Below are 24,441 nucleotides of genomic sequence, written 5' to 3' on the forward strand. Positions count from 1 at the left end.
GCCGCAGTAGTGCTCGAAATCCGGTGTCGTGAACCGAAAGCCCACGGGCACACTCTCGGCATGACCAGCACCGTGATCCCGGGCAACCGCGTCCCGATCCGCATGTGGGCCGACCCGACGTCCGTCGAGGACTCGGCGATGGCGCAGCTGCGGAACGTCGCGAACCTGCCGTGGATCCACGGGGTCGCGGTGATGCCCGACGTCCACTACGGCAAGGGCGCGACGGTCGGGTCGGTCATCGCGATGCGGGACGCGGTGTCCCCCGCGGCCGTCGGCGTCGACATCGGCTGCGGGATGACCGCGGTGCGGACGTCCTTGACCGCCTCCGACCTGCCCGACGACCTCGCCCGGCTGCGGCGCCGGATCGAGGACGCAGTTCCGGTCGGTTTTCACGCCCACAAGTCTCCGGTCCCGGCCGCGCGCGTCCACGGCATCGGGGGCTGGGACGCGTTCTGGTCCGGGTTCGGGGACCTGATCGGCTCCGTGCAGCAGCTGCGCGAGCGGGCCCTGCACCAGATGGGATCGCTCGGCGGCGGCAACCACTTCATCGAGGTGTGCACCGACGGCGAGGATCGGGTCTGGCTGATGCTGCACTCGGGGTCGCGGAACATCGGCAAGGAGCTGGCGGAGCGCCACATCGAGAAGGCGCGCCGCATGCCGCACAACGCCGACCTTCCGGACCGGGACCTCGCGGTGTTCCTCGCGGGCACCCCCGAGATGGACGCGTACCGCCGGGACCTGTTCTGGGCGCAGGAGTACGCGAGGCGCAACCGCGCGACGATGCTCGCCCTGCTGCAGGGCGTGGTCCGTGAGGCCGTGCCGAAGGTGACGTTCGACGACGCCATCTCGTGCCACCACAACTACGTGGCCGAGGAGACCTACGACGGCGTCGACGTCCTCGTCACGCGCAAGGGCGCGATCCGTGCGGGGGCCGGCGACCTCGGCCTGATCCCCGGCTCGATGGGCGTCGGCTCGTACGTCGTCCGCGGCCTCGGCAACCCCGACGCCTTTCACTCCGCCTCCCACGGGGCGGGCCGGAGGATGTCGCGGACCAAGGCGCGGAAGACCTTCACCGCCGCCGACCTCGCCGCCCAGACCGCGGGCATCGAGTGCCGCAAGGACGCCGGGGTCGTCGACGAGATCCCCGGCGCCTACAAGGACCTCGACGACGTCATGTCCCGCCAGACCGACCTCGTCGAGGTCGTCGCGAAACTGACCCCGCTGGTCTGCGTCAAGGGCTGAACCCCTGCGCTCGGGCCATCTTCTTCGGCGTGGCGCGCCTATTCACCCGGCCGGATAGGCGCGCCAGGCAGGAGAAGTTGGGCGCGTCAGCCCAGGTGGGGGTAGCGCCACTCGGTCGGGGGGACGAGGGTCTCCTTGATCGACCGGGGGCTGAGCCACCGCAGGAGGTTCAGGGGGGAGCCGGCCTTGTCGTTGGTGCCGGAGGCGCGAGAGCCACCGAAGGGCTGCTGGCCGACGACGGCGCCGGTGGGCTTGTCGTTGACGTAGAAGTTCCCGGCCGTGAAGCGGAGGGCGGCGGAGGCCTGCTCGACGGCGGCACGGTCGTTCGCGAACACCGCGCCGGTGAGGCCGTACGGTGTGCCGGTGTCGACGAGGCGGAGGACGTCGGTCCACTCGCGGTCCTCGTAGACGAAGACGCCGAGCAGCGGGCCGAAGTACTCGGTGCAGAGGACCTCGTTGGTCGGGTCGTCGGTCGCGACGATCGTCGGCCGGACGAACCAGCCCTCGGAGTCGTCGCACTCACCGCCGACGAGGATGCGCGTCGACGACCCGTCGCGAGCGCGGCCGATCGCGTTGCGGAGCTTGATGAACGCCCGCTCGTCGATGACAGCGCCGAGGAAGTTCGAGAAGTCCGCGACGTCGCCCATCGGCAGGGACGCGGTCTCGGCGAGCAGGTCCTCGCCCATCCGCTCCCACACGGACCGCGGGACGAACGCCCGCGACGCGGCAGAGCACTTCTGGCCCTGGTACTCGAACGCCCCGCGGATCAGGGCGGTGCGCAGCGCGGCCGGGTCGGCGGAGGGGTGGGCGAGGACGAAGTCCTTGCCACCGGTCTCCCCCACCAGCCGCGGGTAGGTCCGGTACGACGACAGGTTGTCGGCCACCCCGCGCCACAGCGCGGAGAAGGTCGCCGTCGACCCCGTGAAGTGGATGCCGGCCAGCGCGGGGTGCGGCAGGACCGCAGCCGAGGCCTCCGGCCCCGCGCCCGGCACCAGGTTGATGACGCCGGGCGGGAGCCCGGCCGCCTCGAGCAGGCGCATCGAGGCCTGGGCCGAGAGCAGCTGCGTCGTCGACGGCTTCCAGACGACAGTGTTGCCCATCAGCGCCGGGGCGGTCGGGAGGTTCGCGGCGATCGAGGTGAAGTTGAACGGCGTGACCGCGTAGACGAACCCCTCGAGCGGCCGGTGGTCGGTGCGGTTCCACTGGCCCGGCACCGAGATCGGCTGGGTCGCGAGGATCTCGCGCGCGAAGTGCACGTTCCAGCGCCAGAAGTCGACGAGCTCGCAGACCGCGTCGATCTCGGACTGGTGGACGGTCTTCGACTGCCCGAGCATCGTGACGGCGTTGCTGTAGTCGCGCTGCGGACCGGCGAGCAGGTCGGCGGCGCGCAGGAACACGGCCGCGCGGGCGTCGAAGGACAGCTCGCGCCACGCCGGCGCCGCGGCGAGCGCGGCGTCGATCGCGGCCGACGTCTGCTCGGTCGACGCGGCGCGGCCCCGGGCCAGCACGAGGTCGTGCCGGTGCGGGGCCCGGACCACGAGCTCCTCGCCGGAGCCGCCGCGTTGCTCACCGGCGACGGTCAGCGTGATGTCGGCGGTCTCGGCCGCAACGGCCTTGAGCGCCTCCTCCACCCGGGCGCGCTCGGGCGACCCGGGCGCGTAGGTGAGGACCGGCTCGTTGCGCGGCTGCGGTACGGCGGTGACGGCGTCCACCTGATCATCGTGACACGCCACATATGCCGAACACCCTGCATCGTCCGCCCCGGGGAGCAAGAATTCCGAGCGGCCGCCCGAAAGGGTGAGGTTCGTCCGGGGGTGGGGTTCATGCAGGCGGCGCGACGCGATCGGGTTCGGCAGGCGCGCGCGGTGCGACGGGCCCGGACCGCGGCCGTGGCCTCACTGCTCCCGGGCGTCGGGCACCTGATCGTCGGCCGCCGCCGCGCCGGGATGACACTGCTGCTGGCGACGATCGCCCTGGTCGTCGGCCTGGGCGCGACCCTGCTGACGCTGGACGCGTCCGCCACCGAGCGCCTCGCGGTGAGGACCGACGTCCTGCTCGCGATCGCCGCCGGCCTGGTCCTCGCCGGCGTGCTCTGGTGCGCCGCGATCCTCTCCGCCTACCGGGCCGCGCGCCCGCCGCGGATGTCCGGCTCCCAGGCGGCCGTCACTCGCGGGCTCGTCGGCCTGACCTGCCTCGCGGTGATGACGCCGCTGACCTACGGCGCGTCGACGGTCTACGCGGCCCGCGACGTCCTGTCCGAGAAGTTTCGCTCGGACCTGCTCCAGGCCGCGGGCGACCCTGCCGTGGCGGGCGTCGACCTGAGCACTCCGACCCCGACGCCCACGCCGGTGCCCTTCGCCGACCGCGACCGGGTCTCGGTGCTCCTGCTCGGCGGCGACGGGGAGGACGACCGCCGGGGCGTCCGCACCGACGCGCTGATCCTCGCGACCGTCGACACCCGCACGGGCCGGACGTCGCTGATCAGCCTGCCGCGCAACCTGCAGAACATCCCGCTGCGGCCCGGCACCCCGCTGGCGAACGCCTACCCGAACGGGTTCCCGGAATTCTGGTTCAGCCTCTACACGGTCGCCGCGGACAACCCGGCGCTGATGCCGCACGTGCGCCCGGAGAACGCCGGCGCCGCCGCGATCACCGACGCCGCCGCGTACCTGACCGGCATCGACATCGACTACTACGCGCTCACCGACATGGCCGGCTTCCGGAAGATCGTGAACTCACTCGGCGGCGTGACGATGAACGTCCGCTCCGGGGACGGTCTTCCGATCCCGATCGGCGGCTCGCACGCCGGCGACGGAACGGTGACGGCGCGCCCGCACGGGGAGATCGCCCTCGGCCCGCAAAAACTCGACGGGTACTCCGCGCTCTGGTACGCCCGCTCCCGGTTCGCCAGCGGCGACGAGGAGCGCCAGGCCCGGCAGCGGTGCCTGCTCACCGCGATCGCGCGACAGGCGGACCCGGGCTCACTCCTGACCTCGATCCGCGAGTTCACCAGCGCAGCGAAGCAGATCCTGCTCACGAACATCCCGGCCGAGGTGCTGCCGGACTTCGCGGAACTGGCCCGCCAGTACCGGCGGACCGCGCAGATCGACCGGGTCACGATCCTCGACGTCGTCTCGTCCAGCGTGAACCCGGACGTCGAGGCGATCCGTGCGCGCGCGGCGGCCGCAGTCGCCGGCAGCCTCACCCCCGAGGCCACCAGCGACTACGGCGTGCTGCGTCCGATCTGTCCGAACCTGTAGCTGAACCGGCAGTCCGGCTCAGCGGGCGGCGGTGCGGGTGAAGGTCACCCAGTTCGCGCTGCCCTTGTGCACGAAACCGGCCGTCGACATGGTCTTGCGCGGCTTCACCGAGAAGCTGGAGCGGCTGACGCTGCTCATGCTCTGGTCGCCCTTGCCCGAGATCCCGCCGGCCATCCAGCCGGTGGTCACGTAGCCCTTGGGCGCGGTGTGGCGGACCTGGTACTTGCCGTTCGGCAGGCCCTTGCCCTTGGTGAGCACCTTGCAGCCCGCGATGCGGAAGGTCTTGACGACCTTGCCCTTGCGGACCAGCTGAATCTTCGAGCTCGGACCGTCGGCCCGGCCCGCGCAGATGGCCAGCGTCCCGTAGGCCTGCTCGCTGGTCGAGACCGCCGCCCCGATCTCGCCGGCGTGCGCGGCGCTCGGAAGGGCGATGGCGGTGGCCGTGGCGAGCAGCACCGCGGCACGGGTCATCTTCGGCATGGTTCCCCCTGAGTTAGTTCCTGCCCCCCGCAGTACTGGTGCCTTGGACCGCCGAATGCCCGTCGCCGATCCCGATCAAACCATCGCTTGACGAAGCCTTGCCCGTGCGGCTGTAACCCCGGTCGGATCGCCCGATGTGCCCGATTCACAACGACTCTGACTATCAGTCAGGTCATATCCGTCGAGACCTGTCCGGCAAGTCCCACCGGGTCAGGACACGGCGTCGATCAACGTCGGGATCTCTTGCGTGGCGTACCAGTGCAAGTCGTGGTCTTCGGCACCGTCCACGACAAAAGCCGCATCCGCGTCGCCCGCGTCGGCGGCCGGGACGGCGGCGACGGCCGCGCGGACGTCGTTCTCGGCCTCCGGCTCGTCGACGTGGACCGACGCGACCTTGCCCATCGACACCTCGACGGTCAGGCGCACGGCCGCCGGGTGGACGTCGGACGCCAACTGAACGGACTCGTCCGGGACGTCGGCCGCGACGACGACCCGGCGCGGCGGCGCGGCGGGGTCGGCGGCGAGCCGACGCAGGCACTCACGCGCAGCGTCGACGGTCGCGGCGTACTCCAGCTCCTCGGCGTCGCCCGAGGCGTACCACTCCCGCAGGGCCGGGGTGACGGCGAACGCGAGCAGCGGCGGCGGGCCGAAGCCGCCGGCCGCCGCGGCGGCCGCCAGCGCCGGGAAGGTGGTCGGCAGATACACCCGCACCGGCCCTGACCTCCTGCGATCGGTTGTCCACAAGGCTCGGGACGAACCTTGACTCGCGAGTAACTTAGCGCGTAGAACTTGCCCACCCGCACCCACATGATCACGAACAGGACGCCGCTCGGTCCCCACCGCCATGGGAGCCGGCCGCGCCGTCCGGGGGAGTTCGTATGTCCGTGGCCGCCGCCGCGTACCGCCTGCGCCGCCTGCCCGCGCCCGCCACCGAGCCGCCCTACGACGAGTTCCCGGTGCTCCCGGTCGCCCCGGTCAACGCCGTCCAGGGCACGCTCGCCCTCACCTTCACGCTCCCCTCCGGGGTGCCGGCCGCTCCGACGCCGGTGCTGCGCGTGGTCGCGGAGCCGCCGGTCGAAGACCCGGCCGACGAGACCCTGCCCCCGCTGCGGTGCTGGGCGGACACGCTCGCGATGGCGATCGCCCAGATCCTCACCGGCGAGCGCACCCCGGGGCAGTTCCGGCAGTGGACGCTGCCCGAGGTGTTCGACGTCCTCGCCCGCCACGCCGCGCTCGCGGCCGCGCGCCCGCGCCGCCGGGCGGCCCTGCGCGCGGTGCGCATCTGCTCCCCCGCCGCCGGAGTCGCCGAGGTGACGACAGTGGTCCACGGCCTCACCCGCCCGAAGGCACTCGCGTTCCGGCTCGAGTCCCGCCGGTCCCGCTGGCTGTGCACCGCGCTGGAGGTCGGCTGACGGACTCGGTGTCCTGCCGCGGCAGCGGTCCCGGGACGGCAGTTACGCTCGGCGTCCCGTGACCATCGCTCGCCTCCCCGCGGCCGTCCTGTGGGACATGGACGGCACGCTCGTCGACACCGAGCCGTACTGGATCGAGTGCGAGTACGCGCTTGTCGAGTCGTACGGCGGGACGTGGTCGGACGAGCTCGCACACGCGCAGGTCGGGAACGACCTGATCGACACCGGCCGAGCGATCGCGGAGCACGGGGGCGTCCCGTTGGAGCCGATCGAGATCGTCGAGCGGCTGCTGGACGGGGTCGTCGAGCGCGTCCGCGCCCGCCTGCCGTGGCGCCCGGGGGCCCGCGAGCTGCTGGAGGAGCTGCACGCCCGCCGCGTTCCGTGCGCGCTGGTGACGATGTCCTGGCGCCGCTTCGCCGAAGCGGTCGTCGACTCGGTGCCCGACCGCTTCGCGGCGTTGGTGACCGGCGACGAGGTCGACCGCCCGAAGCCCTACCCCGACCCGTACCTCGTCGCGGCCCGGATGCTCGGCCAGGACCCCGCGCGCTGCCTCGCGATCGAGGACAGCCCGAAGGGCGTGGCCTCCGCCGTCGCCGCCGGCGTCCCGACCCTCGCGGTCCAGAACTTCGTCCCGCTCTCCCCCGGCCACGGCCTGACCGTCGTCGACACTCTCGAAGGCTGGACCCCCGAACGCCTCGCGACTCTTCTCCCTCCGCCGACTCCCGGCCGATAGCGGTCGACCAGAATTTAAAAGGGTGACACCCCTTACTCCCGAGTCATGGGGTGTCACCCTTTCGTCGGGGTTATCCACAACCCGTTGGAGATGACATCTCCAACGGGGTCGCGTGGTGTTGATGCTGCGTCAGAGGTGTTGTGGCACCGAAGGTTCAGCCTCTCCTCGCTCTCGATCTCGGCGAAAATGGACTGTCGGTGGTGGCCGCTAGGTTGATTCGTGATGACGGGGACATCGACAGCCACCCATTCCACGCCGAGTGCGTGGCAGGTCTCGTTGGGCATCGCGCCCAGCGAGGGCGAGTGCGCGTCGATGACCGGGGCCGAGTCGGTCGCCGTCCTGCGGGCCGGCCAACGACAGCTCAACGCCGCCCACGCGGCCTGGCTGGCAATGGTGGCCGAGGTCGGATCCCGCGGCCTGGACTCCCAGGACGAGATCGTGCGCCTGGCGGCCCCGGACCGCTGGGGCGCCGATGAGGTCCGCACCGCGTTGCGGATCTCGGCCTACACCGCGAACGAGCTGCTCGACTTCGCCTGGGCCGTGGTGCGCCGCTTCCCCAAGCTCCATGCCGCGATGGCCGCCGGCGGGTTGAGCATCGAACGGGCCCGCGTCATCCACTTCTGGGTCCGGGACATGAGCGACGAGCACGCCAACACCGTGATCGATGAGGTCCTCGGGCACTGCTCGATCGACGCCGACCGCCCCTGGACCAGTGAGCAGATCGGCACGCGGTGCCGCAAGCTCGGGATCCAGCTCGATCCGGACTGGGCCCAACGGCGCTTCGCCGAGGCCCACCGGGACCGGCGGGTGATCTCCTGGCGCAACGAGGACGGCACCGCCACCCTGGCCGCGCAGAACCAGGACCCCGCCCGGGTCGCCGCCGCCATCGCCCGGGTGCGGAAGCTGGCCGATGACGCCAAACGCGCGGGGGACCCGCGGCCGCTGGATCACCTGCGCTCGGAGATCGCGCTCAACCTGCTGGACGGCACCTACGCCGACTTCACCGACGACCAGATCCTCGCCCACCTCGCCACCACCCGCCCCACCCACGACGAGACGGTCGAGACGGCCGAGACCGACGAGGGCGACGCGTTCGAGACGGAGCCCGAGCCCGAGGCGGAGCCCGCGCCCGAGCGCGAGACCGAGCCGGAGCGCGAGACCGAGCCGGAGCCCGAGCCCGAGCGGGCGCCGGTGGCGCGGTCGCCGCACCACGGGGTGCAGCTCACCGCGAAGGTCTCCACCCTGCTCGGGATGGACCGCGACCCCGCCGAGCTCGCCGGGCAGGGACCGGTGCACGCCGAGTACGCCCGCGACCTCGCCCACCGACTGGCGGCGGGGCAGTGGCGGTTCGCGGTCACCGACCCCGCCGGGTACGCGATCAGCTCCGGGCTCATCAGCGCACGGCCGATCGACTGGCCCAAGCGCCGCGCGGATGACCACGGCATCGTCGACCTGCTCATCCCCGCCACGCTGCTGCAGGCCCTGCTCGACCAGACCGTCACCAGCCCCGAGGTCGCGCTCTGGCACCCCGTCCTGGTCGAGATCGGCCGCCACCACCTCCTGGCGACCGCCGGCGCCGACACGGACAACCCGGCCGGCCCGCCCACCCCGGAGGACCCCGACGACGCCCGGCGTCGGTTCCCCCGCCAAGGGTTACGCCGGGACACCCAGCTGCGGATGACCACCTGCCAGGCCCCCGGCTGCCGGCTGCCCGCCGCGCGGTCGGAGATCGACCACACGATCGACCACGCCCGCGGGGGTCTGACCCTGGCCGGGAACCTCGGCCCGCTCTGCGAGCACGACCACGACCTCAAGACCAAGGGCGGGTGGCAACTAATCCGCCTGTCCGACCAGAAGGTCCGCTGGATCACCCGCCTCGGCGTCAGCTACGACGTCGAAATCCCACCCCTGATCGACCCCGGGGAACGACCACCACCCCGCCCCGCACCCGACGAGCCAGCCGCCTGAGGCTCCCGGGGCGAACCAGGCCGCCCCGGGAGCGCTCAGCGGTCCTTGGCTCAGCGGCGGCCCTTCTTGCGGGCCCGGCGCTCGGCGCGGTTGCCGCGGCCGGCGCCGTTGGAGTCGGCGTCGGAGCCGTCGGAGTCCGCGCGCTCGGTGTGAATCTCCTCCTCGCCGTCGGCGCCAGGGGCGGTGAAGGTCAGCTCGCGCGGACGCTCGGGCGCCTCGAGGCCCTTGGCCAGGAGGGGGGACTCGCCGTTCATCGACTCGTCGTCCTCGCCGGCGCCGCTCTCGTCGACCTCGACCTCGACGTTGAAGATGTAACCGACCGACTCCTCGCGGATGGCTTCCATCATCGCCCGGAACAGGTCGTAGCCCTCGCGCTGGTACTCGACGAGCGGGTCGCGCTGGGCCATCGCGCGCAGGCCGATGCCCTCGCGAAGGTAGTCCATCTCGTAGAGGTGCTCACGCCACTTGCGGTCGAGGACGGAGAGGACGACCCGGCGCTCGATCTCGCGCATGACCTCTTCGCCGACCGCGGCCTCGCGCTCGTCGTAGCGGTCGAAGGCGTCGTCCTTGAGCTTCTCCTTGAGCGTCTCGACGTCGCGCGCGTCGACGTTGTCGAAGTCGTCCCAGATCTCTTCCGGGGTGATCCCGACGGGGTACAGCTGACGCAGGGCGTTCCAGAGCTTCTCGAGGTCCCAGTCCTCGGCGAAGGTGTCCTTGGTCTCCGCGTCGACGTAGGCATCGATCGTGTAGTCGATGAACTCCAGCACCTGGTCGCGCAGGTCCTCGCCGTGGAGGACGCGACGCCGCTCCTCGTAGACCACCATGCGCTGCTTGTTCAGCACCTCGTCGTACTTGAGGACGTTCTTGCGGATCTCGAAGTTCTGCTGCTCGACCTGCGACTGCGCGGACTGGATCGCGCGGCTGACCATCTTCGACTCGATCGGCACGTCCTCGGGGACGTTCAGCCGCGTCAGCACCTGCTCGACGACGCCGGCCTTGAACAGCCGCATCAGGTCGTCGCCCAGCGACAGGTAGAACCGCGACTCGCCCGGGTCGCCCTGACGGCCGGAACGACCACGGAGCTGGTTGTCGATGCGCCGCGACTCGTGGCGCTCGGTGCCGAGGACGTAGAGCCCGCCGAGGTCGGCGACCTCGTCGTGCTCGGCCTGCGCGGCCTTGCTCGCGGCGTCGAGTGCCGCGGCCCAGGCGGCCTCGTAGCCCTCGGGGTCCTCCTGCGCGTTCAGGCCGCGCCGCTCGAGCTCCTCGTGCGCGAGGAACTCGACGTTGCCGCCGAGCATGATGTCGGTACCGCGACCGGCCATGTTGGTGGCGACGGTGACCGCACTCTTGCGGCCGGCCTGCGCGACGACAGCCGCCTCACGCGCGTGCTGCTTCGCGTTGAGGACCTCGTGCGGAATGCCCTGCCGCTTCAGCAGCCCGGACAGGTGCTCGGACTTCTCGACCGACGTCGTACCGACGAGGACCGGCTGGCCCTTCTCGAAGCGCTCCGCGATGTCCTTGACGACCGCGTTCCACTTCGCGTCCTCGGTCTTGTAGACGAGGTCGGGCTGGTCCATGCGGACCATCGGCTTGTTCGTCGGGATCTGGACGACGCCGAGCTTGTAGATCTTGTCGAACTCGGACGCCTCAGTCATGGCCGTACCGGTCATGCCGGAGAGCTTGGTGTAGAGGCGGAAGAAGTTCTGCAGGGTGATCGTGGCGAGGGTCTGGTTCTCGTCCTTGATCGGGACGCCTTCCTTGGCCTCGATCGCTTGGTGCATGCCCTCGTTGTAGCGACGGCCCGCGAGCACACGGCCGGTGTGCTCGTCGACGATCAGCACCTCGCCGTCGACGACGATGTAGTCCTTGTCGTTGCGGAAGAGCTCCTTGGCGCGGATGGCGTTGTTCAGGTAGCCGATCAGCGGCGTGTGCACCGACTCGTAGAGGTTGTCGATGCCGAGCCAGTCCTCGACCTTGGCGATGCCGGCCTCGTGGACAGCGACGGTGCGCTTCTTCTCGTCGACCGAGTAGTCGCCGGTCTCGGGGACCTTGCCCTCGCGGATCGAGTCCTTCGCGGCCTCACCCTTGCGCAGCATCTGCACGAGCCGCGCGAACTCCGAGTACCACTTCGTGGCCTGGTCGGCGGGGCCGGAGATGATCAGCGGCGTCCGGGCCTCGTCGATGAGGATGGAGTCGACCTCGTCCACGATCGCGAAGTTGTGCCCGCGCTGGACGAGCTCGTCGGCGGTCCACGCCATGTTGTCGCGCAGGTAGTCGAACCCGAACTCGTTGTTGGTGCCGTAGGTGACGTCGCAGGCGTACTGCTCACGGCGGACGGCCGGCGTCTGCTGCGCCAGGATTGTCCCGACGCTCAGGCCGAGGAAGCGGTGCACGCGGCCCATGAGGTCGGCCTGGTAGCTCGCGAGGAAGTCGTTGACGGTGATGACGTGGACGCCCTTGCCCTCGAGGGCGTTCAGGTACGTCGGACACGTCGCGACGAGGGTCTTGCCCTCACCGGTCTTCATCTCGGCGATGTTGCCCATGTGCAGCGCCGCGCCGCCCATGATCTGGACGTCGTAGTGCCGCTGGCCCAGGGTGCGCTTGGCCGCCTCGCGCACGGTCGCGAAGGCCTCGGCGAGGATGTCGTCGAGGGTCTCGCCGTCCTCGAGCCGCTTGCGGAACTCGTCCGTCATGGCCCGCAGCTCGCCGTCGGACATCTTCTCGAAGTCGGGCTCGAGGATGTTCACCTGTTCGGCGATGCCGGCCAGCTTGCGCAAGGTCTTGCCCTCGCCGGTACGCAGCATCTTGTCGAGGAGATTGGGCACCCGCGGAGCTCCTGCCTGGTCGTGCTGCCAAATCGTGCGGTCAAACGTGGAGCCCATCGTAGGCGTCCGGCGATCTCCGCACGTCCGCCGCGTGGCCGGGGCGCCGCAGGTCGGCCAGGGGTGCGCCGCCGACGGGGGTGCGCAGGTGGGGGACGTAATGACCCAGTCGGCGCATTAGCACCCGGACAGGGCGCGGACTGAGTTTGAATAGTCTCTGTGATCACTCCCGACCCACACGCACCTCCAGAGCTGCCGCCGGAGCCGATCGAGATCGCGGCCGGCACGCTCCAGTTGCGTCCGTGGGAACACCGGCTGATCCCGGAGCTGCTCGCCGCGATGCGGGACCCGGTCTGGCGGGAGTGGGCCGTGGCCAAGGTCCCGGCGACCGAGGAGGCCGCCGGAGCCTGGATCGACGCCCGCCTCCGGGCGTGGCGCGAGGGCCGGGTGCTCTCCTTCGCCGTCCAGGACGCCACCACCGCCGAACTGCTCGGCTCGGTCACGCTCCGTTCGTTCGGGATCTGGCCCCGCGCGGCGGACATCGGGTTCTGGACCGCCCCGGCCGCCCGCCAGCGTGGCGTGGCGGTCGCCGCCGTCAACGTGGTCACCCGCTGGGCGTTCACGTCACTGGAGCTCAACCGCCTGTCGCTCTACCACGCAGTGCAGAACACCGCGGCGTGCCAGGTCGCCGCCGCGGCGGGCTACCTGCCGGAAGGCGTCGCCCGCGGGGCGCTGCCCCGCGCCGACGGGGGCTGGTTCGACATGGAGATGCACGCCCGCCTCGCCGGGGATCCGGCCCCGCGCCCCGCCGCCCCGACCCCTTAGCTCCCTCGGTAAAGCCCCTGCGTAGAGTGAGCGCCGCACATTCGACGTACGGCTCGAGGAGGGCACCGGTGGCGCACGGCGGTCAGGGACGCCCGATCTCGTGGATCGCGGTCCTCGTCATCTGCGTGGGATTCACCGTGGCCGGGGTCGCGCTGTGCATGGACCCGACCTGGTGGCTCTTCTGGACCGGCACGGGCATCACTGCCGCCGGCGGGATCTTCGCCCTCGCGGTGGGGATCATGGAGGACTACTCCACCGAGGGTCACTGACCCCGTCACTGGCCCGGAAACTGTCGGACCCCTTCGGCAGTATCTGAGGGGTGGACTCCCTCTCCGCCGCTGACGCGCGCCGTCTCGCGCTGCGGACCCAGGGCCTGCTCGGGGCACGACCCCGGAATCCCGCCGCGGTGCTGCGGCTGCTCGGGGCGGTCCAGCTCGACACGATCTCGGTCCTGGCCCGGTCCCACGAGCTGGTCCCCTACGCCCGGCTCGGGCCGGTGGGGCGTCCCGCCGTCGAGCGGGCGTTCTGGAGCGGCGCGTGCGTGGAGTACTGGTCGCACGCGGCGTGCATCCTCCCCGTCGAGACCTGGCCGCTGTACTCCTTCCGGCGGCGGCACTTTCGCGAGCGCGGGATCCGCTGGCACGAGCGGCCGCCCGAGTCGGTGTTCGCGGAGGTCCGGGCCCGCCTCGCCGACGGCGGGCCGGTGACGACGGGCGACATCGGCGGCGCCAAGAAGGGCGGTCCGTGGTGGGACTGGTCGGGCCAGAAGATCGCCATCGAGTTCCTGCTCGACACCGGTGAAGTGGTCTGCACCCGCCGGGTCGAGTGGCGCCGCGTCTACGACCTGGCCGAGCGGGCGCTGCCCGCCGAGGTTCTCGCCGCCGACACTCTCGACGACACCGAGTGCCACCGCCGTCTCGTCGCCGCGGCCGGCGCGGCGATGGGGGTCGCGACCGCCGCCGACCTCGCGGACTACCCGCGGATCTCGCGGGCGGACGTCGAGGCCGTCCTGCCGGACACCGGGCTGATCCCGGTCGCGGTGGAGGGCTGGTCGGCCCCCGCGTGGGCGGACGCGGCGGCGCTGGCGCAGGTCGACGCCCGCGGCCGCCACCGGACGACGCTGCTCTCGCCGTTCGACTCCCTGATCTGGGACCGCAAACGCACCCTGCGCCTCTTCGGCTTCAGCCACGCCCTCGAGGCCTACAAGCCGGCCGCGAAGCGGGACTACGGCTACTTCACGATGCCGCTGCTGGCCGGCGGCCGGCTCCTGGGCCGCGTGGACCCGAAGCGCATCGGCACCACGCTCGCGGCGCAGGCGGTCTTCCTCGACACCCCGGCGGCCGTCGCCCCCATGGCCGCCGCGCTCTGGGAGGCGGCGGCCTGGGTGGGCTGCGACTCCGTCTCGATCGACCGCGTCGAACCGGTCGGCCTCGCCGACCGGCTGCACGCCGCCCTGACCGACACCGCCTGACGCCGGCCGGCGTCACGACACCGAGGAGCAGACCGTGTACGAGACCCCCGAGGACCTGGCCGCCCTGCAGGAACTGCTCGACCGGAGCCGGGCCGGCGCCGGCGGGCACCTCGCCGACATCTTCACCGCGGACCGCTGGCTCGACGCGAAGGCCCTGACCGAACGGCTGCAGAGCATGTGCCTGCTCTCCCTCGCGACCGTGACCGCGGACAACCGGCCGCTGGTCGGGGCCGTGGACGCGTTCTTCATCCGCGGGTCGTTCTGCTTCGGCAGCTCCCCCACGTCGGTGCGGGCCCGGCACATCGCCGCCCGGCCTCAGGTCAGCGCGGTGCACCTGCCTGGCGAACACCTGTCGGTCACCGTCCACGGGCAGGCGCACCTCATCGGCTGGGGTACCGAGGATCCGTACGCCGCCCCGCTGCTCGATGCGCTGCGGGACAAGTACGGCGCCGACAATTTCGGCGAGCAGGGCGCTCCGTACTGGCGGATCGAGGCGGCGAAGATGTTCGTCTTCCACATGGATCCGGAGCCCTGAGCCGACCGCTTGCCGAGTCCCGGGGCGGCGAACGGCAGAATCCCCCCATGGCCACTCGCTACACGCACACCTTCACCTGGGACGCGCCGCCCGCCGCCGTTCACGCGATGGTGACCGACCCGGCGTACCAGGAGCAGCGCGCGCAGGCCGGGAACCCGATCAGCGCCGAGGCCTCGGTCACGGGCGGCGCGGACGGCACGACGATCTCGGTCTACCGGCTGATGGCCATCGACCCGCCGGGGTTCCTCAAGAACTTCGTCGGCGACAAGATCGGCATCCAGGAGACCCAGACCTGGACCAGCCCGACCGAGGCGACCCTGCTCGTCGAGATCCTCAAGCAGCCCGGTGACGTCCGTGGGACGATCCGCCTGGCCGAGTCGGGGGCGTCGACGGTCGTCACCGTCGAAGCGTCGATCGCGGTGAAGGTCCCGCTCGTCGGGGGCAAGGTCGAGAGTTACGTCGCGAGCATCGTCGATCGTCTCCTCGCCAAGGACGAGGAACTCGGCAAGACCTGGCTCGCCGGCGGGGGCCGCTGACTCTCGCCACCCTGACGGAGTGTCAGTTGATGTCGAGCAACTTCTCGCGGACCGCGTAGAAGACCGCCTCCATCCGGGAGTGCAGCTGCAGCTTCTCCAGGATGTTGCGGACGTGGTTCTTGACCGTGTTCTCGCTGATGAACAGCTCGCGCGCGATCTCGCGGTTGTTGCGACCGCGGGCGACCAGACGCAGGACGTCGAGCTCACGCTCGGTCAGGCGCGGGGCCGGGACGCGGTTGCTGCTGCGGGGGTCCTTCTTGATCAGCGAGGCGAACTCGTTGAGGAGCTTGGACGCCATGGCCGGGCTGATCAGCGACTGGCCCTCGTGGACCGCGCGGATGCCGGTGGCGACCTCCTCGATGGAGATCTCCTTGAGCAGGTACCCCGTCGCGCCGGCTTTGACCGCCTCGTAGAGGTCGCTCTCCTCGTCGCTGATCGTCAGCATGATGATCTTGGCGACGGGAGCGACCTCCTTGATCGCCGCGGCCGCCTCGATGCCCGAGAGCTTCGGCATGCGCACGTCGAGCAGGACGACGTCGGGGAGCAGGTCGGCGGCCTTGCGGACCGCCTCCTCGCCGTCGGCCGCCTCGCCCACGAGGGCGAAGTCGGATTCCTGCGAGAGGACCATCTCGAGGCCACGGCGGAACAGCACGTGGTCGTCCGCGATGAGGACGCGGATCGGTTCGTTCGGGGGCCCGGACTGACGCGGGATCTCGGCGCCGCCCATCTCGCTGCCGGGGTCGCTCATGCCCGCAACCTAACCCGGACGGGCCCCCCGTGTGGCCCGAATGGAAATCTTCGGAGTAGCCACACGGGGTGGTCCCGTTCGGCTTGACCCGTTGTGTACCGAAAAGTGCCGGGTCGTCAGTTGTTGCGGGTTGGACGCCCGTCAGGTCTGCAGGCGGATGACGCCGTAGTCGTAGCCGTGCCGGCGGTAGACGACGCTCGGGAGGCCGGAGTCGGCGTCCACGAACAGGAAGAAGTCATGACCCACGAGCTCCATCTGGTAGAGCGCCTGGTCCAGGGTCATGGGTGCGGCGTGGTGGGTCTTCTCGCGGACCACCATGGGGCAGTCGCCCTCGACGTCGAGGCCGCCGTCGCCCCAACTCATCATGTCCTCGTCGACCTCGAGAACGGCGGCCGCGGACTTCGCGGAGGAGCCGTTGGCGGAGGCGAGCGGAGCGGTCGCCATGGCGACCGAGACCGGTGTGCGGGATCCGTGGTGGACGCGGCGACGGTCTGCGGCCTTACGCATGCGCACCTCCAACTTCCCGTAAGCCAGATCCAGCGCGGCGTAGGGGTCCGCGGCTGCAGCCTCGGCGCGAACCGTCGCGCCGCGGGTCAGAACGGTGATCTCGACCCGCTCACACACGTCGGTGAGTCGGGGGTTGCGTTCTCTCGACACCTCCACGTCGACACTGATGATCTTGCCGTCCCAGCGCTCGAGCTTGGCGAGCTTGTCCTGGACGTGCCGGCGGAACCGCTCCGAGACATCGGTGCGGCGACCCTTGACCACAATTTCCACGCCTACTCCCTTGCTACAGGCAACGACCGGAGGCCGTTGTGTTCGGGGATGCGAAGTACTACCCCTTCTCTCGGGGTTCCACAGGGGCGGACCCCCTCGAGTTCCCGGGGGTCGTCGGGGGCGGAGCCCCCGACTGTGACACCTGCCCGGCCGACCTGGTCTTCTACCCCACATTCGCCTGCTGAGGGTCTCGCAGCCAGAGCCACTACTCCCCTTCTCCCGGGACGAAAGCCATCTGGACTCTCGGCGGGGCAGGACTTACTTCTAAACCGCACCGTGATCGGACGACGAAGAGTCGCCTTACGTGGGCCGCTTCGCCTGCGGCTGGCCTCGGCTAGCCGGCTTGCACCGGCGCAACCACGGACCCGGGCAGGTGCCATGCAGACGACGGTAACCCGTGTCCGCTCCGGTGCACAGGGTGAATCCTTCCCCACACGATTTGCTCAGGCTCGCTTAAGGACTGCGGCCACGACAGCCCCGGCCAGAACGGGAATTCCGGCCTCGCGCAAGGCTCGCGCGGCCTCGCTCAACGTCGCGCCGGTGGTGAGGACGTCGTCGATCAGCACGACCGACGCGCCCGGCATCGCGACGCCCGCGCCCCGCCGCGCGACCAGCGCGCCGGCCAGGTTTCGGGCCCGTTGCGCCGAGCCCAGCCCGGCCTGGTCGCGCACCGCCCGGGCGTGCCGCAGCAACGGCAGCGCCTGCGCCGTGCGGTCCTGGGCGCGCAGCGCCGCCGCCGCGGCGATGGCCGTGCGGGCGACCGGGTCGTGCCCGCGGGACCGGCGCACGCCGGGCCGGCTCGGGATCGGGACGAGCAGGAGCGGCCCGGGCCCCGCTGCCGCGACCGCGGGCGCCAGCACCCGCCCGAGGACGGTCGCGAGCTCGGTTCGCCCGCGCTCCTTGTGCGCGAGGACGAGGTTCCGCGCGGCGCCGTCCCAGTCCGCGAGACAGCGCACCGGCGGCAGGCCCGGCGGGTGCACCGGCTGCGGCGGCACGAGGCGCGGACATCCCAACCCGGCCAGACAATCCGGACATACCGGAACCACGCTGTCCGCCCCGCACCCCGCGCACGGCGTCGGGAGCACGAGGTCCGCCAGCGTGCTCCGCAGGCTCGTCAGGCTCGTCCACCGCCCCACGGCCCCGAGCGTGCCCCTGCCCGCCTCCCCAGGACGCCCGAACGCCCCGCCCTGTGGACGCCGCGCCCTGTGGAAAACAAAGGGTGACACCCCTTACTTCGCAGTAAGGGGTGTCACCCCTTTTGAACAAGGGGTGACACCCCTTGTTCGGGGGCGGGGGCTCAGCCGGGGTAGGTGACGGCGGTGCCGAGGCCCTCAGGGAGCCAGGCGCCGTCCTCGCGGAGGCGGTAGATCTGCTTCTTCGTCGCGGCCATCAGCGGCTGGCCGTAGGCGGCGGAGATCTCGGTGACGCCGGGCAGGGTGCCGGCGAGGGCGCGGACGGGGCCGCCGAGCTGGACCTCGAACGGCTGGAGCTGCCCGTCGGGGAGGGAGCCGAGGACGACGAGGCGGCCGGAGTCCATCCAGTCCACCGAGCGCAGGCCGGTCAGTTGGCCCGCCATCCGTCGGGGACCGGCGATCTCGAGCCCGTCGGTGTCCTCGGTGGACTGGGCGACGTACACCTGCGTCCCGCGCACGGTGTCCAGGACCAGCGCGAGCCGGACGCCGTCGGCGGCCACGCGCAGACGCAGGATCTGCCGCGGTTCGAAGCCGTCGACGCGGACGCGCTGCGGCGGGCCGCTCGGCGGGTAGCGGAGCACCGCGGTGCCGCTGCCCTCGCCGGAGACCACCCAGAGGTTGCCGTCGCCGTCGAAGGAGAGCGAGCGCAGGTTCGTCCCCTTCGCGCGCGAGACCAGGCGCTTGGGGTCGTCGGCGCGGCCGGTCACGAGCGTCGTGCGGTCGGTCGAGACGCCCGCGATGAGGCCACCGCCGGGCGAGACGGCGATCTCCGCGAGCTCGGTCTCGGCGGCAATCGGACCCTGCACCATCTGCTCGCCGGAGAGGTAGGCCGCGCCGTCCCGGACGAAGTACGCCGGCGCGGGCGGCGGGCGCTGATCGGCGGGCAGGTACGGGACGACGTCCGCGCGCCGCAGCACCGGGTTGCCGGCCCCACCGAACGAGAGCGGCGGCTGTTCCAGGGCGCGCACCTCGACCTGCGAGACCTCGGGGTCCTGCATCAGTGTCTGCACGATCTGAGCCAGCATCAGATCTCGCTGGACACCTTCGATCGGCACCGACTCCGGCGTCAGGCGCACGAGCGCGACGCCGGAGAGGACGTTGATCGGTTCGGCGAGCGCGGCATCGGTCGGCAGCGCGGTCATGGCGACCGTGTCCAGCCACCGGGACGGGCCGCGCAGCAACGCCTCCAGCCGCGCGGTGGGCGAGGTGGAGGCGCGCGGGAGGTAGATCGGGTCGGGCACGAGGACCGACGTGCGCGGCGGGCGCGCGACGAAGTAGTTGTCGACCTTGAGGTACTCGCGCTCGAAGTCCTGTCGCGACACCAGCAGCCCGCTCGGCGGTTCGTCGATGCGCCAGTCGCCGCCCGAGCGGACGAGCTGGAACGTGATCGAGACGCTGCGCTCCCCCGGCTCCGGGGTGTACACGCCCTGGTCGTCGACGCGTCCGACGGCGACGGTGCTCAGCACGACGCGGTCCCCGCTGCGCTCGCCGAGGGAGAACCGGGCCTGGTCGTAGACGGTGATGCCGCGCGCGTCCCACCGCGTCGAACTGGCCGGGGTGAGGAACTTGCGTGCGGTGGCGAAACCCTCCTCGGTCGTGCCGGACGCCTCGAGGAAGCCCGACACGATCGAGATCGGGCTGTCCCCCGACCGCGGGCCCTGCGCGATCACGCGCACCTCGGCGTCGGACTGCGCGGGCGCGCCCTCGGCCTTGACGATCTGCGGGTCGCCGGACGTCGGGATCGACGCACACCCGGCGACGACCGCGAGGGCGCTCGCGGCAACGAATGCCGGCAGCGCGAAGCGGCGGCGGAACTCAGACATCCGGCCCCCTCCCCGCGCGCTGGAGGTCCTCGCCGGTCTCGGCCCCGGGGGCCGGGGACAGCGGCGGGACGACGTGCCGGTCCGGCGGTTCGAGGGGCAGTGGCGAGGTGGTGAGCACGGTCCCGGCGATACGCGGGACGGTCAGCCGGAACTGCGCGCCGGCGCGCGGCTCGCCCCACGCCTGCAGCCAGCCGCCGTGCAGCCGCGCGTCCTCGCGGGAGATCGACAGTCCGAGCCCGGTGCCGCCGCTGCGCCGCGCCCGTGACGGGTCGGCCCGCCAGAAGCGGTTGAACGCGAGCGACGCCTCCCCCGGCCGCAGCCCGACGCCGTAGTCGCGCACCGCGAGCGCGACGGCGGTCTCGTCGGCCGCGACCCGGACGAGGACGTCGCGCCCCTCCCCGTGCTCGAGCGCGTTGAAGAGCAGGTTGCGGACGATGCGCTCGATCCGGCGGGTGTCGACCTCGGCGATGCACTCGGTGTCGGGCAGGTCGAGGCGGAAACGCGTCGAGTACTGCTCGGTGGCGATCGGCTCGACGGCCTCGACGACACGGCGCACCACGTCGCGCAGGTCGACCGGGTCGGGTTCGAGCACCGCGGCCCCGGCGTCGAAGCGGCTGATCTCCAGCAGCTCCGTGAGCATCGCCTCGAACCGCTCGACCTGAGTGTGCATCAGTTCCGCCGACCGGGCGACGGGCGGCGCGAAGTCCTCCCGCGCGGAGTGCAGGACGTCCGCGGCCATGCGGATCGTCGTCAGCGGCGTCCGCAGCTCGTGCGAGACGTCGGAGACGAAGCGGCGCTGGAGGCGGGAGAGGTCCTCGAGCTGACGGATCTGCCGGGCGAGCGCGGAGGCCATCTCGTTGAACGAGGACGCGAGGCGGGCGAGCTCGTCCTCGCCCTTCTCGGTCATCCGCTCGGCCAGACGACCGGCCGCCAGGCGCTCGGCGACCTTCGCGGCCGACTGCACCGGCCGCACGACGCTCCGCGCGACGAGGTAGGCGATCGCGGCCAGCAGCAGCGTCATCGCCGCGCCGCCGAGGATGAGGCGGCCGCGGACGAGGCTGATCGTCTCGGCCTCCTCGGTGAGCGGGAAGACGAAGTACAGCTGGTACGACCCGGTGCCCAGGCGCAGCTGCTTGCCGACCGCGAGACCCGGCCCGGCGTCGCGGCCGGGCTCCGGGCACGGCTCCCCCGGCTCGCCGTAGCAGAGCGCGACGAAGCGGGAGATCGTCTGCTCCGGGCGCTCGGACAGCGCCTGGACCAGCTCGTCGGGGATCGTGTTCACGTTGATGTTCGTAGTCCGCAGGCCACGCCCGGCCGGGGTCGAGGTGTCGGTCGCGGGCGGGGGCATCAGGACGATCTCGTAGAGGTCGGTGCGCCCCGCCTGGTTGCGCAGGTCGGTGACGACCTGGGTGAGCAGCTGCCCGACGTCGGCCGAGCTCGCCTGCTCGCTGGTCAGCTGTGTGCGGGCGCTCTCGAAGCCGACCTCGGCGCGGGCGAGCGAGGTCGCGACCTTCGCGTCGACGAGACCGTCGCGGACGCCGGTGAGGACCAGCTGCCCGACGAGGACGAGCACCAGCACCGAGAGGACGAGCGTCCCCGCCACGACCCGGAACAGCAGGGAGCGGCGCCAGGCGCGCAGCACCCGGCGGATCCCCAGGCGGACGCCGGCCCAGATCCGTCGCAGAGCTCCGGCCGCCGCGGCCGTCCCGTACATGTCGCTACGCAGGCCCGGCCTTGTACCCCACGCCACGGACGGTGACGACGATCTCCGGGTGCTCCGGGTCGTGCTCGATCTTCGAGCGGAGGCGCTGCACGTGCACGTTCACCAGGCGGGTGTCGGCGGCGTGGCGGTAGCCCCACACCTGCTCCAGGAGCACCTCGCGGGTGAAGACCTGCCACGGCTTGCGGGCCAGGGCGACGAGGAGGTCGAACTCGAGGGGGGTCAGCGCGATCGGCTGGCCGTTGCGCTTGACCGAGTGCCCGGCGACGTCGATCTCGAGGTCGGCGATCGTCAGCGAGGCCGGCGTCGGGTCCTCCTGGCGGCGCAGGCGCGCCCGCACGCGGGCGACCAGCTCCTTGGGTTTGAACGGCTTGACGACGTAGTCGTCGGCCCCGGACTCCAGCCCGAGCACCACGTCCACGGTGTCGGTCTTCGCCGTCAGCATCACGATCGGGACGCCCGACTCCGCGCGCAGGGCGCGGCAGACGTCGATCCCGTCGCGCCCCGGCAGCATGAGGTCGAGCAGGACCAGGTCCGGCTTGAACTCGCGGAATGCGGCGAGCGCCTGGTCCCCGTCGCCGCACACGTGGGGCTCGAAGCCCTCGCTGCGCAGGACGATCGTGAGCATCTCCGCCAGGGCCGTGTCGTCGTCCACGACCAGTACGCGACCTTTCATGCGCCCATCGTTGCACCCGAGCCTGGGTTTTGCGCTGGTCAGCGCGCGCGCCTGCGTCCTCATGTCTCCATGACGCGCGCCAGGCCGTCCCGGTTGACCGGGCTCACCACGCCGACCTCGGTGACCAGCGCGGTGACCAGGTCCGGGGGCGTGACGTCGAAGGCCGGGTTGAACGCGGCGGTCCCCGGCGGGGCCACGGCCGTCCCCGCGTGGTGGGTGACCTCCTCGGCCGCGCGCTGCTCGACGGGGATGCCGGCGCCGTCCGCGGTGGCCAGGTCGACGGTGGTCCGCGGGGCGACCACGACGAAGGGGACGCCGTGGTGGGCCGCGAGGACGGCCAGCGAGTACGTGCCGACCTTGTTCGCGACCGACCCGTCGGCGGCGACCCGGTCCGCGCCGGTGATCACCAGGTCGACCCGGCCGGACGCCATCAGCGCCGCCGCCGCGGAATCGGGCAGGACGCTGTGCGGGAGGCCGTGCCGCCGCGCCTCGTAGGCGGTCAGGCGGGAGCCCTGGAGCAGCGGGCGGGTCTCGTCGACCCACAGGTGCGCGAGCCGGCCGGCGCGGTGGGCGGCGAGGGCGACCGCGAACGCGCTGCCGGACCCCCCGACCGCGAGGGCGCCCGTGTTGCAGTGGGTCAGGATGCGCGCCTGGTCCGGGACGAGCGTCAGTCCGTGCTCGGCCATTCCGGCGCTCGCGTCCGCCTCCTCGGCGTCGAGGGCCTCGGCCGCGGCCAGCGCGGCCGCCGGGGTCCGGCCCCCGGCGTCCCAGGCCGCGAGGACGCGGGCGACGCCGGTCGCCAGGTTCACCGCCGTGGGCCGGGCGGTGGCGAGCGCCTCGGCGGCGGCGGGGACGTCCTCGCCGCGGGCGGCGGCCAGCGCGACGCCGTAGCCGCCGGCGATCCCGAGCAGCGGCGCGCCGCGGACGGCGAGCTCCTGGATCGCGGTGACCAGCGCGGGCACGTCGGCGCAGACCCGCTCGACCTCGGCGGTCGGCAGGCGGGTCTGGTCGAGCAGCACGACCGCGGGGGCGGCGGCGTCGAAGCGGAGCGGGGCGGGGGCGCTCATGGGCCCCGATCCTGACACGATGATCACTGCCAGACCGACGGGCCCGGGAGGAGGACGATGACCAGCGATCCGCCGGGCTGGTCCTCGCCCGCGCCCGGGGGTGGACCGGCGCCCGCCGCGGGAGGCTGGTCCGCCCCGGCCCCCACCGCGACCTACCCCGGCCCGGGCTACGGCCCGGGCTACGGGACGCGACCCCCCGAGGTTCGCCCCGGTGTCGTGCCGCTGCGGCCGCTCGGGGTCGGGGAGATCATCGACGGCGCGATCTCGACGATGCGCCGGCACTGGAAGCTTCAGCTCGGGCTGTCGGCGGCGGTCGTCACCGTCGTCTCGCTGCTGCAGGCCGGCGCGCTGTTCCTGCTGTACCGGAACACCTCCGGCATCTCGGGCGGCGAGATCACCGGGCCGGAGAGTGAGCCGAGCGCGGCGGCGAACGTCGCGCAGGTCGTCACGGTCGTCATCGGGCAGCTCGCACAGATGGTGCTGCTCGGGATCCTGGTGTTCATCGTCAGCCGCGCCGTCCTCGGCCAGGATGTGACGCCCGCTCAGGCGTGGGCGGCGGTGCGCCCCCACCTCTGGAAGCTGATCTGGCTGTCGGTGCTGATCATGCTGCTGATGGGCGTGGTGATCGGCATCCCGCTCCTGATCACGATCGCGGTCGCCGTGGCGGACGCGCCGACGCCCGCGATCATCGCCACCGCCCTGGTCGGGGAGTTGATCGCGGTCCCGACCGCCGTCTGGCTGTGGGTGCGGCTCGGGGTCGCGGCCCCTGCGCTCGTGCTGGAGCGCACCGGGATCGCGGGCGCGATGCGCCGCTCGGCCGGCCTGGTGCGGCGCAGCTGGTGGCGCGTGTTCGGTGTGCTGCTGCTCTCGACGGTCGTGTCGACGATCCTCGGCGGCATCATCCAGACGCCGTTCACCTTCGGTGCCGTCCTCACCGGCTTCGACCTCGACGGCAACGAGGCGCCGGGCGTGTGGTTCTACGTCCTGACGACGATCGGGACCTCGATCGCCGGGACCATCACCTACCCGTTCACCGCGGGGGTCGCGGCGCTGCTCTACATCGACCTGCGGATGCGCCGGGAGGCACTCGACATCACGCTGGTCCGGTCGACCCGGGCCGCCGCCGGGCCGCGCGCGTGAGCGGGATCGCCGG

22 protein-coding genes are annotated in these 24,441 nt (G+C 72.0%); 11 read left to right on the forward strand and 11 right to left on the reverse strand.

Annotation, left to right across the window (positions count from 1 at the left end; genetic code table 11):
- Positions 1 to 60 precede the first annotated feature (60 nt).
- Positions 61 to 1,242, forward strand: coding sequence for an RtcB family protein (locus tag SPOPO_RS0126255; RefSeq protein WP_019878207.1), 1,182 nt, complete (start codon positions 61 to 63; stop codon positions 1,240 to 1,242).
- 86 nt (positions 1,243 to 1,328) lie between these two features.
- Here the strand turns inward: SPOPO_RS0126255 and pruA are convergent, their stop codons facing one another.
- Complete coding sequence (gene pruA / locus SPOPO_RS0126260) at positions 1,329 to 2,954, reverse strand: L-glutamate gamma-semialdehyde dehydrogenase (protein WP_019878208.1); 1,626 nt, start codon at positions 2,952 to 2,954, stop codon at positions 1,329 to 1,331.
- 177 nt (positions 2,955 to 3,131) lie between these two features.
- On the opposite strand from pruA, the gene SPOPO_RS0126265 reads away from it, so the two are divergent.
- Complete coding sequence (locus SPOPO_RS0126265) at positions 3,132 to 4,502, forward strand: LCP family protein (protein ID WP_169577239.1); 1,371 nt, start codon at positions 3,132 to 3,134, stop codon at positions 4,500 to 4,502.
- Between the two features lie 18 nt (positions 4,503 to 4,520).
- Here SPOPO_RS0126265 and SPOPO_RS0126270 read toward each other — a convergent pair whose 3' ends face one another.
- Together SPOPO_RS0126270 and SPOPO_RS0126275 are read right to left on the reverse strand one after the other, a co-directional pair.
- The gene (locus SPOPO_RS0126270; RefSeq protein ID WP_019878211.1) at positions 4,521 to 4,982 is read right to left on the reverse strand and encodes a hypothetical protein; all 462 of its coding nucleotides are present in this window, start codon (positions 4,980 to 4,982) and stop codon (positions 4,521 to 4,523) included.
- A gap of 210 nt (positions 4,983 to 5,192) precedes the next feature.
- Positions 5,193 to 5,693, reverse strand: coding sequence for a DUF6912 family protein (locus SPOPO_RS0126275; RefSeq protein ID WP_019878212.1), 501 nt, complete (start codon positions 5,691 to 5,693; stop codon positions 5,193 to 5,195).
- 167 nt (positions 5,694 to 5,860) lie between these two features.
- On the opposite strand from SPOPO_RS0126275, the gene SPOPO_RS0126280 reads away from it, so the two are divergent.
- The 3 genes from SPOPO_RS0126280 to SPOPO_RS33360 all read left to right on the forward strand — a co-directional run bounded on the left by SPOPO_RS0126280 (position 5,861) and on the right by SPOPO_RS33360 (position 9,095).
- Positions 5,861 to 6,394, forward strand: coding sequence for an Rv3235 family protein (locus SPOPO_RS0126280; RefSeq protein WP_019878214.1), 534 nt, complete (start codon positions 5,861 to 5,863; stop codon positions 6,392 to 6,394).
- Between the two features lie 58 nt (positions 6,395 to 6,452).
- Positions 6,453 to 7,127: an HAD family hydrolase gene (locus SPOPO_RS0126285; protein WP_019878215.1), complete on the forward strand. Its 675-nt coding sequence runs from the start codon at positions 6,453 to 6,455 to the stop codon at positions 7,125 to 7,127.
- Between the two features lie 312 nt (positions 7,128 to 7,439).
- Positions 7,440 to 9,095 (forward strand): HNH endonuclease signature motif containing protein, encoded by a 1,656-nt coding sequence (locus tag SPOPO_RS33360; RefSeq protein ID WP_084671854.1) that lies wholly within the window; start codon positions 7,440 to 7,442, stop codon positions 9,093 to 9,095.
- A gap of 50 nt (positions 9,096 to 9,145) precedes the next feature.
- Here SPOPO_RS33360 and secA read toward each other — a convergent pair whose 3' ends face one another.
- A complete protein-coding gene (secA, locus tag SPOPO_RS0126295) occupies positions 9,146 to 11,899 on the reverse strand; it encodes a preprotein translocase subunit SecA (protein ID WP_342672924.1) in 2,754 nt (917 codons plus the stop codon).
- A 237-nt stretch (positions 11,900 to 12,136) separates the two neighbouring features.
- Here secA and SPOPO_RS31790 point away from each other — a divergent pair, with 237 nt between their 5' ends.
- From SPOPO_RS31790 to SPOPO_RS33365, 5 genes are all read left to right on the forward strand, one after another.
- The gene (locus SPOPO_RS31790; protein WP_019878218.1) at positions 12,137 to 12,742 is read left to right on the forward strand and encodes a GNAT family N-acetyltransferase; all 606 of its coding nucleotides are present in this window, start codon (positions 12,137 to 12,139) and stop codon (positions 12,740 to 12,742) included.
- A 68-nt stretch (positions 12,743 to 12,810) separates the two neighbouring features.
- Positions 12,811 to 13,011 carry an HGxxPAAW family protein gene (locus SPOPO_RS31795; protein WP_019878219.1) on the forward strand — a complete coding sequence of 67 codons (201 nt, stop codon included), beginning with the start codon at positions 12,811 to 12,813 and terminating at the stop codon, positions 13,009 to 13,011.
- Between the two features lie 50 nt (positions 13,012 to 13,061).
- Positions 13,062 to 14,213, forward strand: coding sequence for a winged helix-turn-helix domain-containing protein (locus SPOPO_RS0126310; RefSeq protein WP_019878220.1), 1,152 nt, complete (start codon positions 13,062 to 13,064; stop codon positions 14,211 to 14,213).
- Between the two features lie 34 nt (positions 14,214 to 14,247).
- Positions 14,248 to 14,748, forward strand: a complete 501-nt coding sequence (locus SPOPO_RS0126315) for a pyridoxamine 5'-phosphate oxidase family protein (protein ID WP_019878221.1) — start codon at positions 14,248 to 14,250, stop codon at positions 14,746 to 14,748.
- A 47-nt stretch (positions 14,749 to 14,795) separates the two neighbouring features.
- Complete coding sequence (locus SPOPO_RS33365; RefSeq protein ID WP_019878222.1) at positions 14,796 to 15,284, forward strand: DUF2505 domain-containing protein; 489 nt, start codon at positions 14,796 to 14,798, stop codon at positions 15,282 to 15,284.
- Between the two features lie 22 nt (positions 15,285 to 15,306).
- Here SPOPO_RS33365 and SPOPO_RS0126325 read toward each other — a convergent pair whose 3' ends face one another.
- The 7 genes from SPOPO_RS0126325 to mtnA all read right to left on the reverse strand — a co-directional run bounded on the left by SPOPO_RS0126325 (position 15,307) and on the right by mtnA (position 23,288).
- On the reverse strand, positions 15,307 to 16,011 hold the full coding sequence (locus tag SPOPO_RS0126325) for a response regulator (RefSeq protein WP_051098725.1): 705 nt from the start codon (positions 16,009 to 16,011) through the stop codon (positions 15,307 to 15,309).
- A 162-nt stretch (positions 16,012 to 16,173) separates the two neighbouring features.
- On the reverse strand, positions 16,174 to 16,809 hold the full coding sequence (hpf, locus tag SPOPO_RS31805) for a ribosome hibernation-promoting factor, HPF/YfiA family (protein ID WP_051098462.1): 636 nt from the start codon (positions 16,807 to 16,809) through the stop codon (positions 16,174 to 16,176).
- 443 nt (positions 16,810 to 17,252) lie between these two features.
- Positions 17,253 to 17,804 (reverse strand): ComF family protein, encoded by a 552-nt coding sequence (locus tag SPOPO_RS35805; RefSeq protein WP_019878227.1) that lies wholly within the window; start codon positions 17,802 to 17,804, stop codon positions 17,253 to 17,255.
- 302 nt (positions 17,805 to 18,106) lie between these two features.
- Positions 18,107 to 19,825 carry an LpqB family beta-propeller domain-containing protein gene (locus SPOPO_RS0126345; protein ID WP_019878228.1) on the reverse strand — a complete coding sequence of 573 codons (1,719 nt, stop codon included), beginning with the start codon at positions 19,823 to 19,825 and terminating at the stop codon, positions 18,107 to 18,109.
- Positions 19,818 to 21,539 carry an MtrAB system histidine kinase MtrB gene (gene mtrB / locus SPOPO_RS35395; protein WP_019878229.1) on the reverse strand — a complete coding sequence of 574 codons (1,722 nt, stop codon included), beginning with the start codon at positions 21,537 to 21,539 and terminating at the stop codon, positions 19,818 to 19,820. The genes SPOPO_RS0126345 and mtrB overlap by 8 nt, the downstream gene beginning before the upstream one ends.
- A 4-nt stretch (positions 21,540 to 21,543) precedes the next feature.
- Entirely contained in the window at positions 21,544 to 22,221 is a 678-nt protein-coding gene (gene mtrA / locus SPOPO_RS0126355; protein ID WP_019878230.1) for an MtrAB system response regulator MtrA, read from the reverse strand.
- Between the two features lie 59 nt (positions 22,222 to 22,280).
- Positions 22,281 to 23,288: an S-methyl-5-thioribose-1-phosphate isomerase gene (gene mtnA / locus SPOPO_RS0126360; protein ID WP_019878231.1), complete on the reverse strand. Its 1,008-nt coding sequence runs from the start codon at positions 23,286 to 23,288 to the stop codon at positions 22,281 to 22,283.
- 57 nt (positions 23,289 to 23,345) lie between these two features.
- Between mtnA and SPOPO_RS31810 the strand changes: the two genes are divergently transcribed.
- Positions 23,346 to 24,428 (forward strand): DUF7847 domain-containing protein, encoded by a 1,083-nt coding sequence (locus SPOPO_RS31810; protein WP_019878232.1) that lies wholly within the window; start codon positions 23,346 to 23,348, stop codon positions 24,426 to 24,428.
- Positions 24,429 to 24,441 lie beyond the last annotated feature (13 nt).

It is taken from the genome of Sporichthya polymorpha DSM 43042 (assembly GCF_000384115.1).
GTDB lineage: Bacteria > Actinomycetota > Actinomycetes > Sporichthyales > Sporichthyaceae > Sporichthya > Sporichthya polymorpha.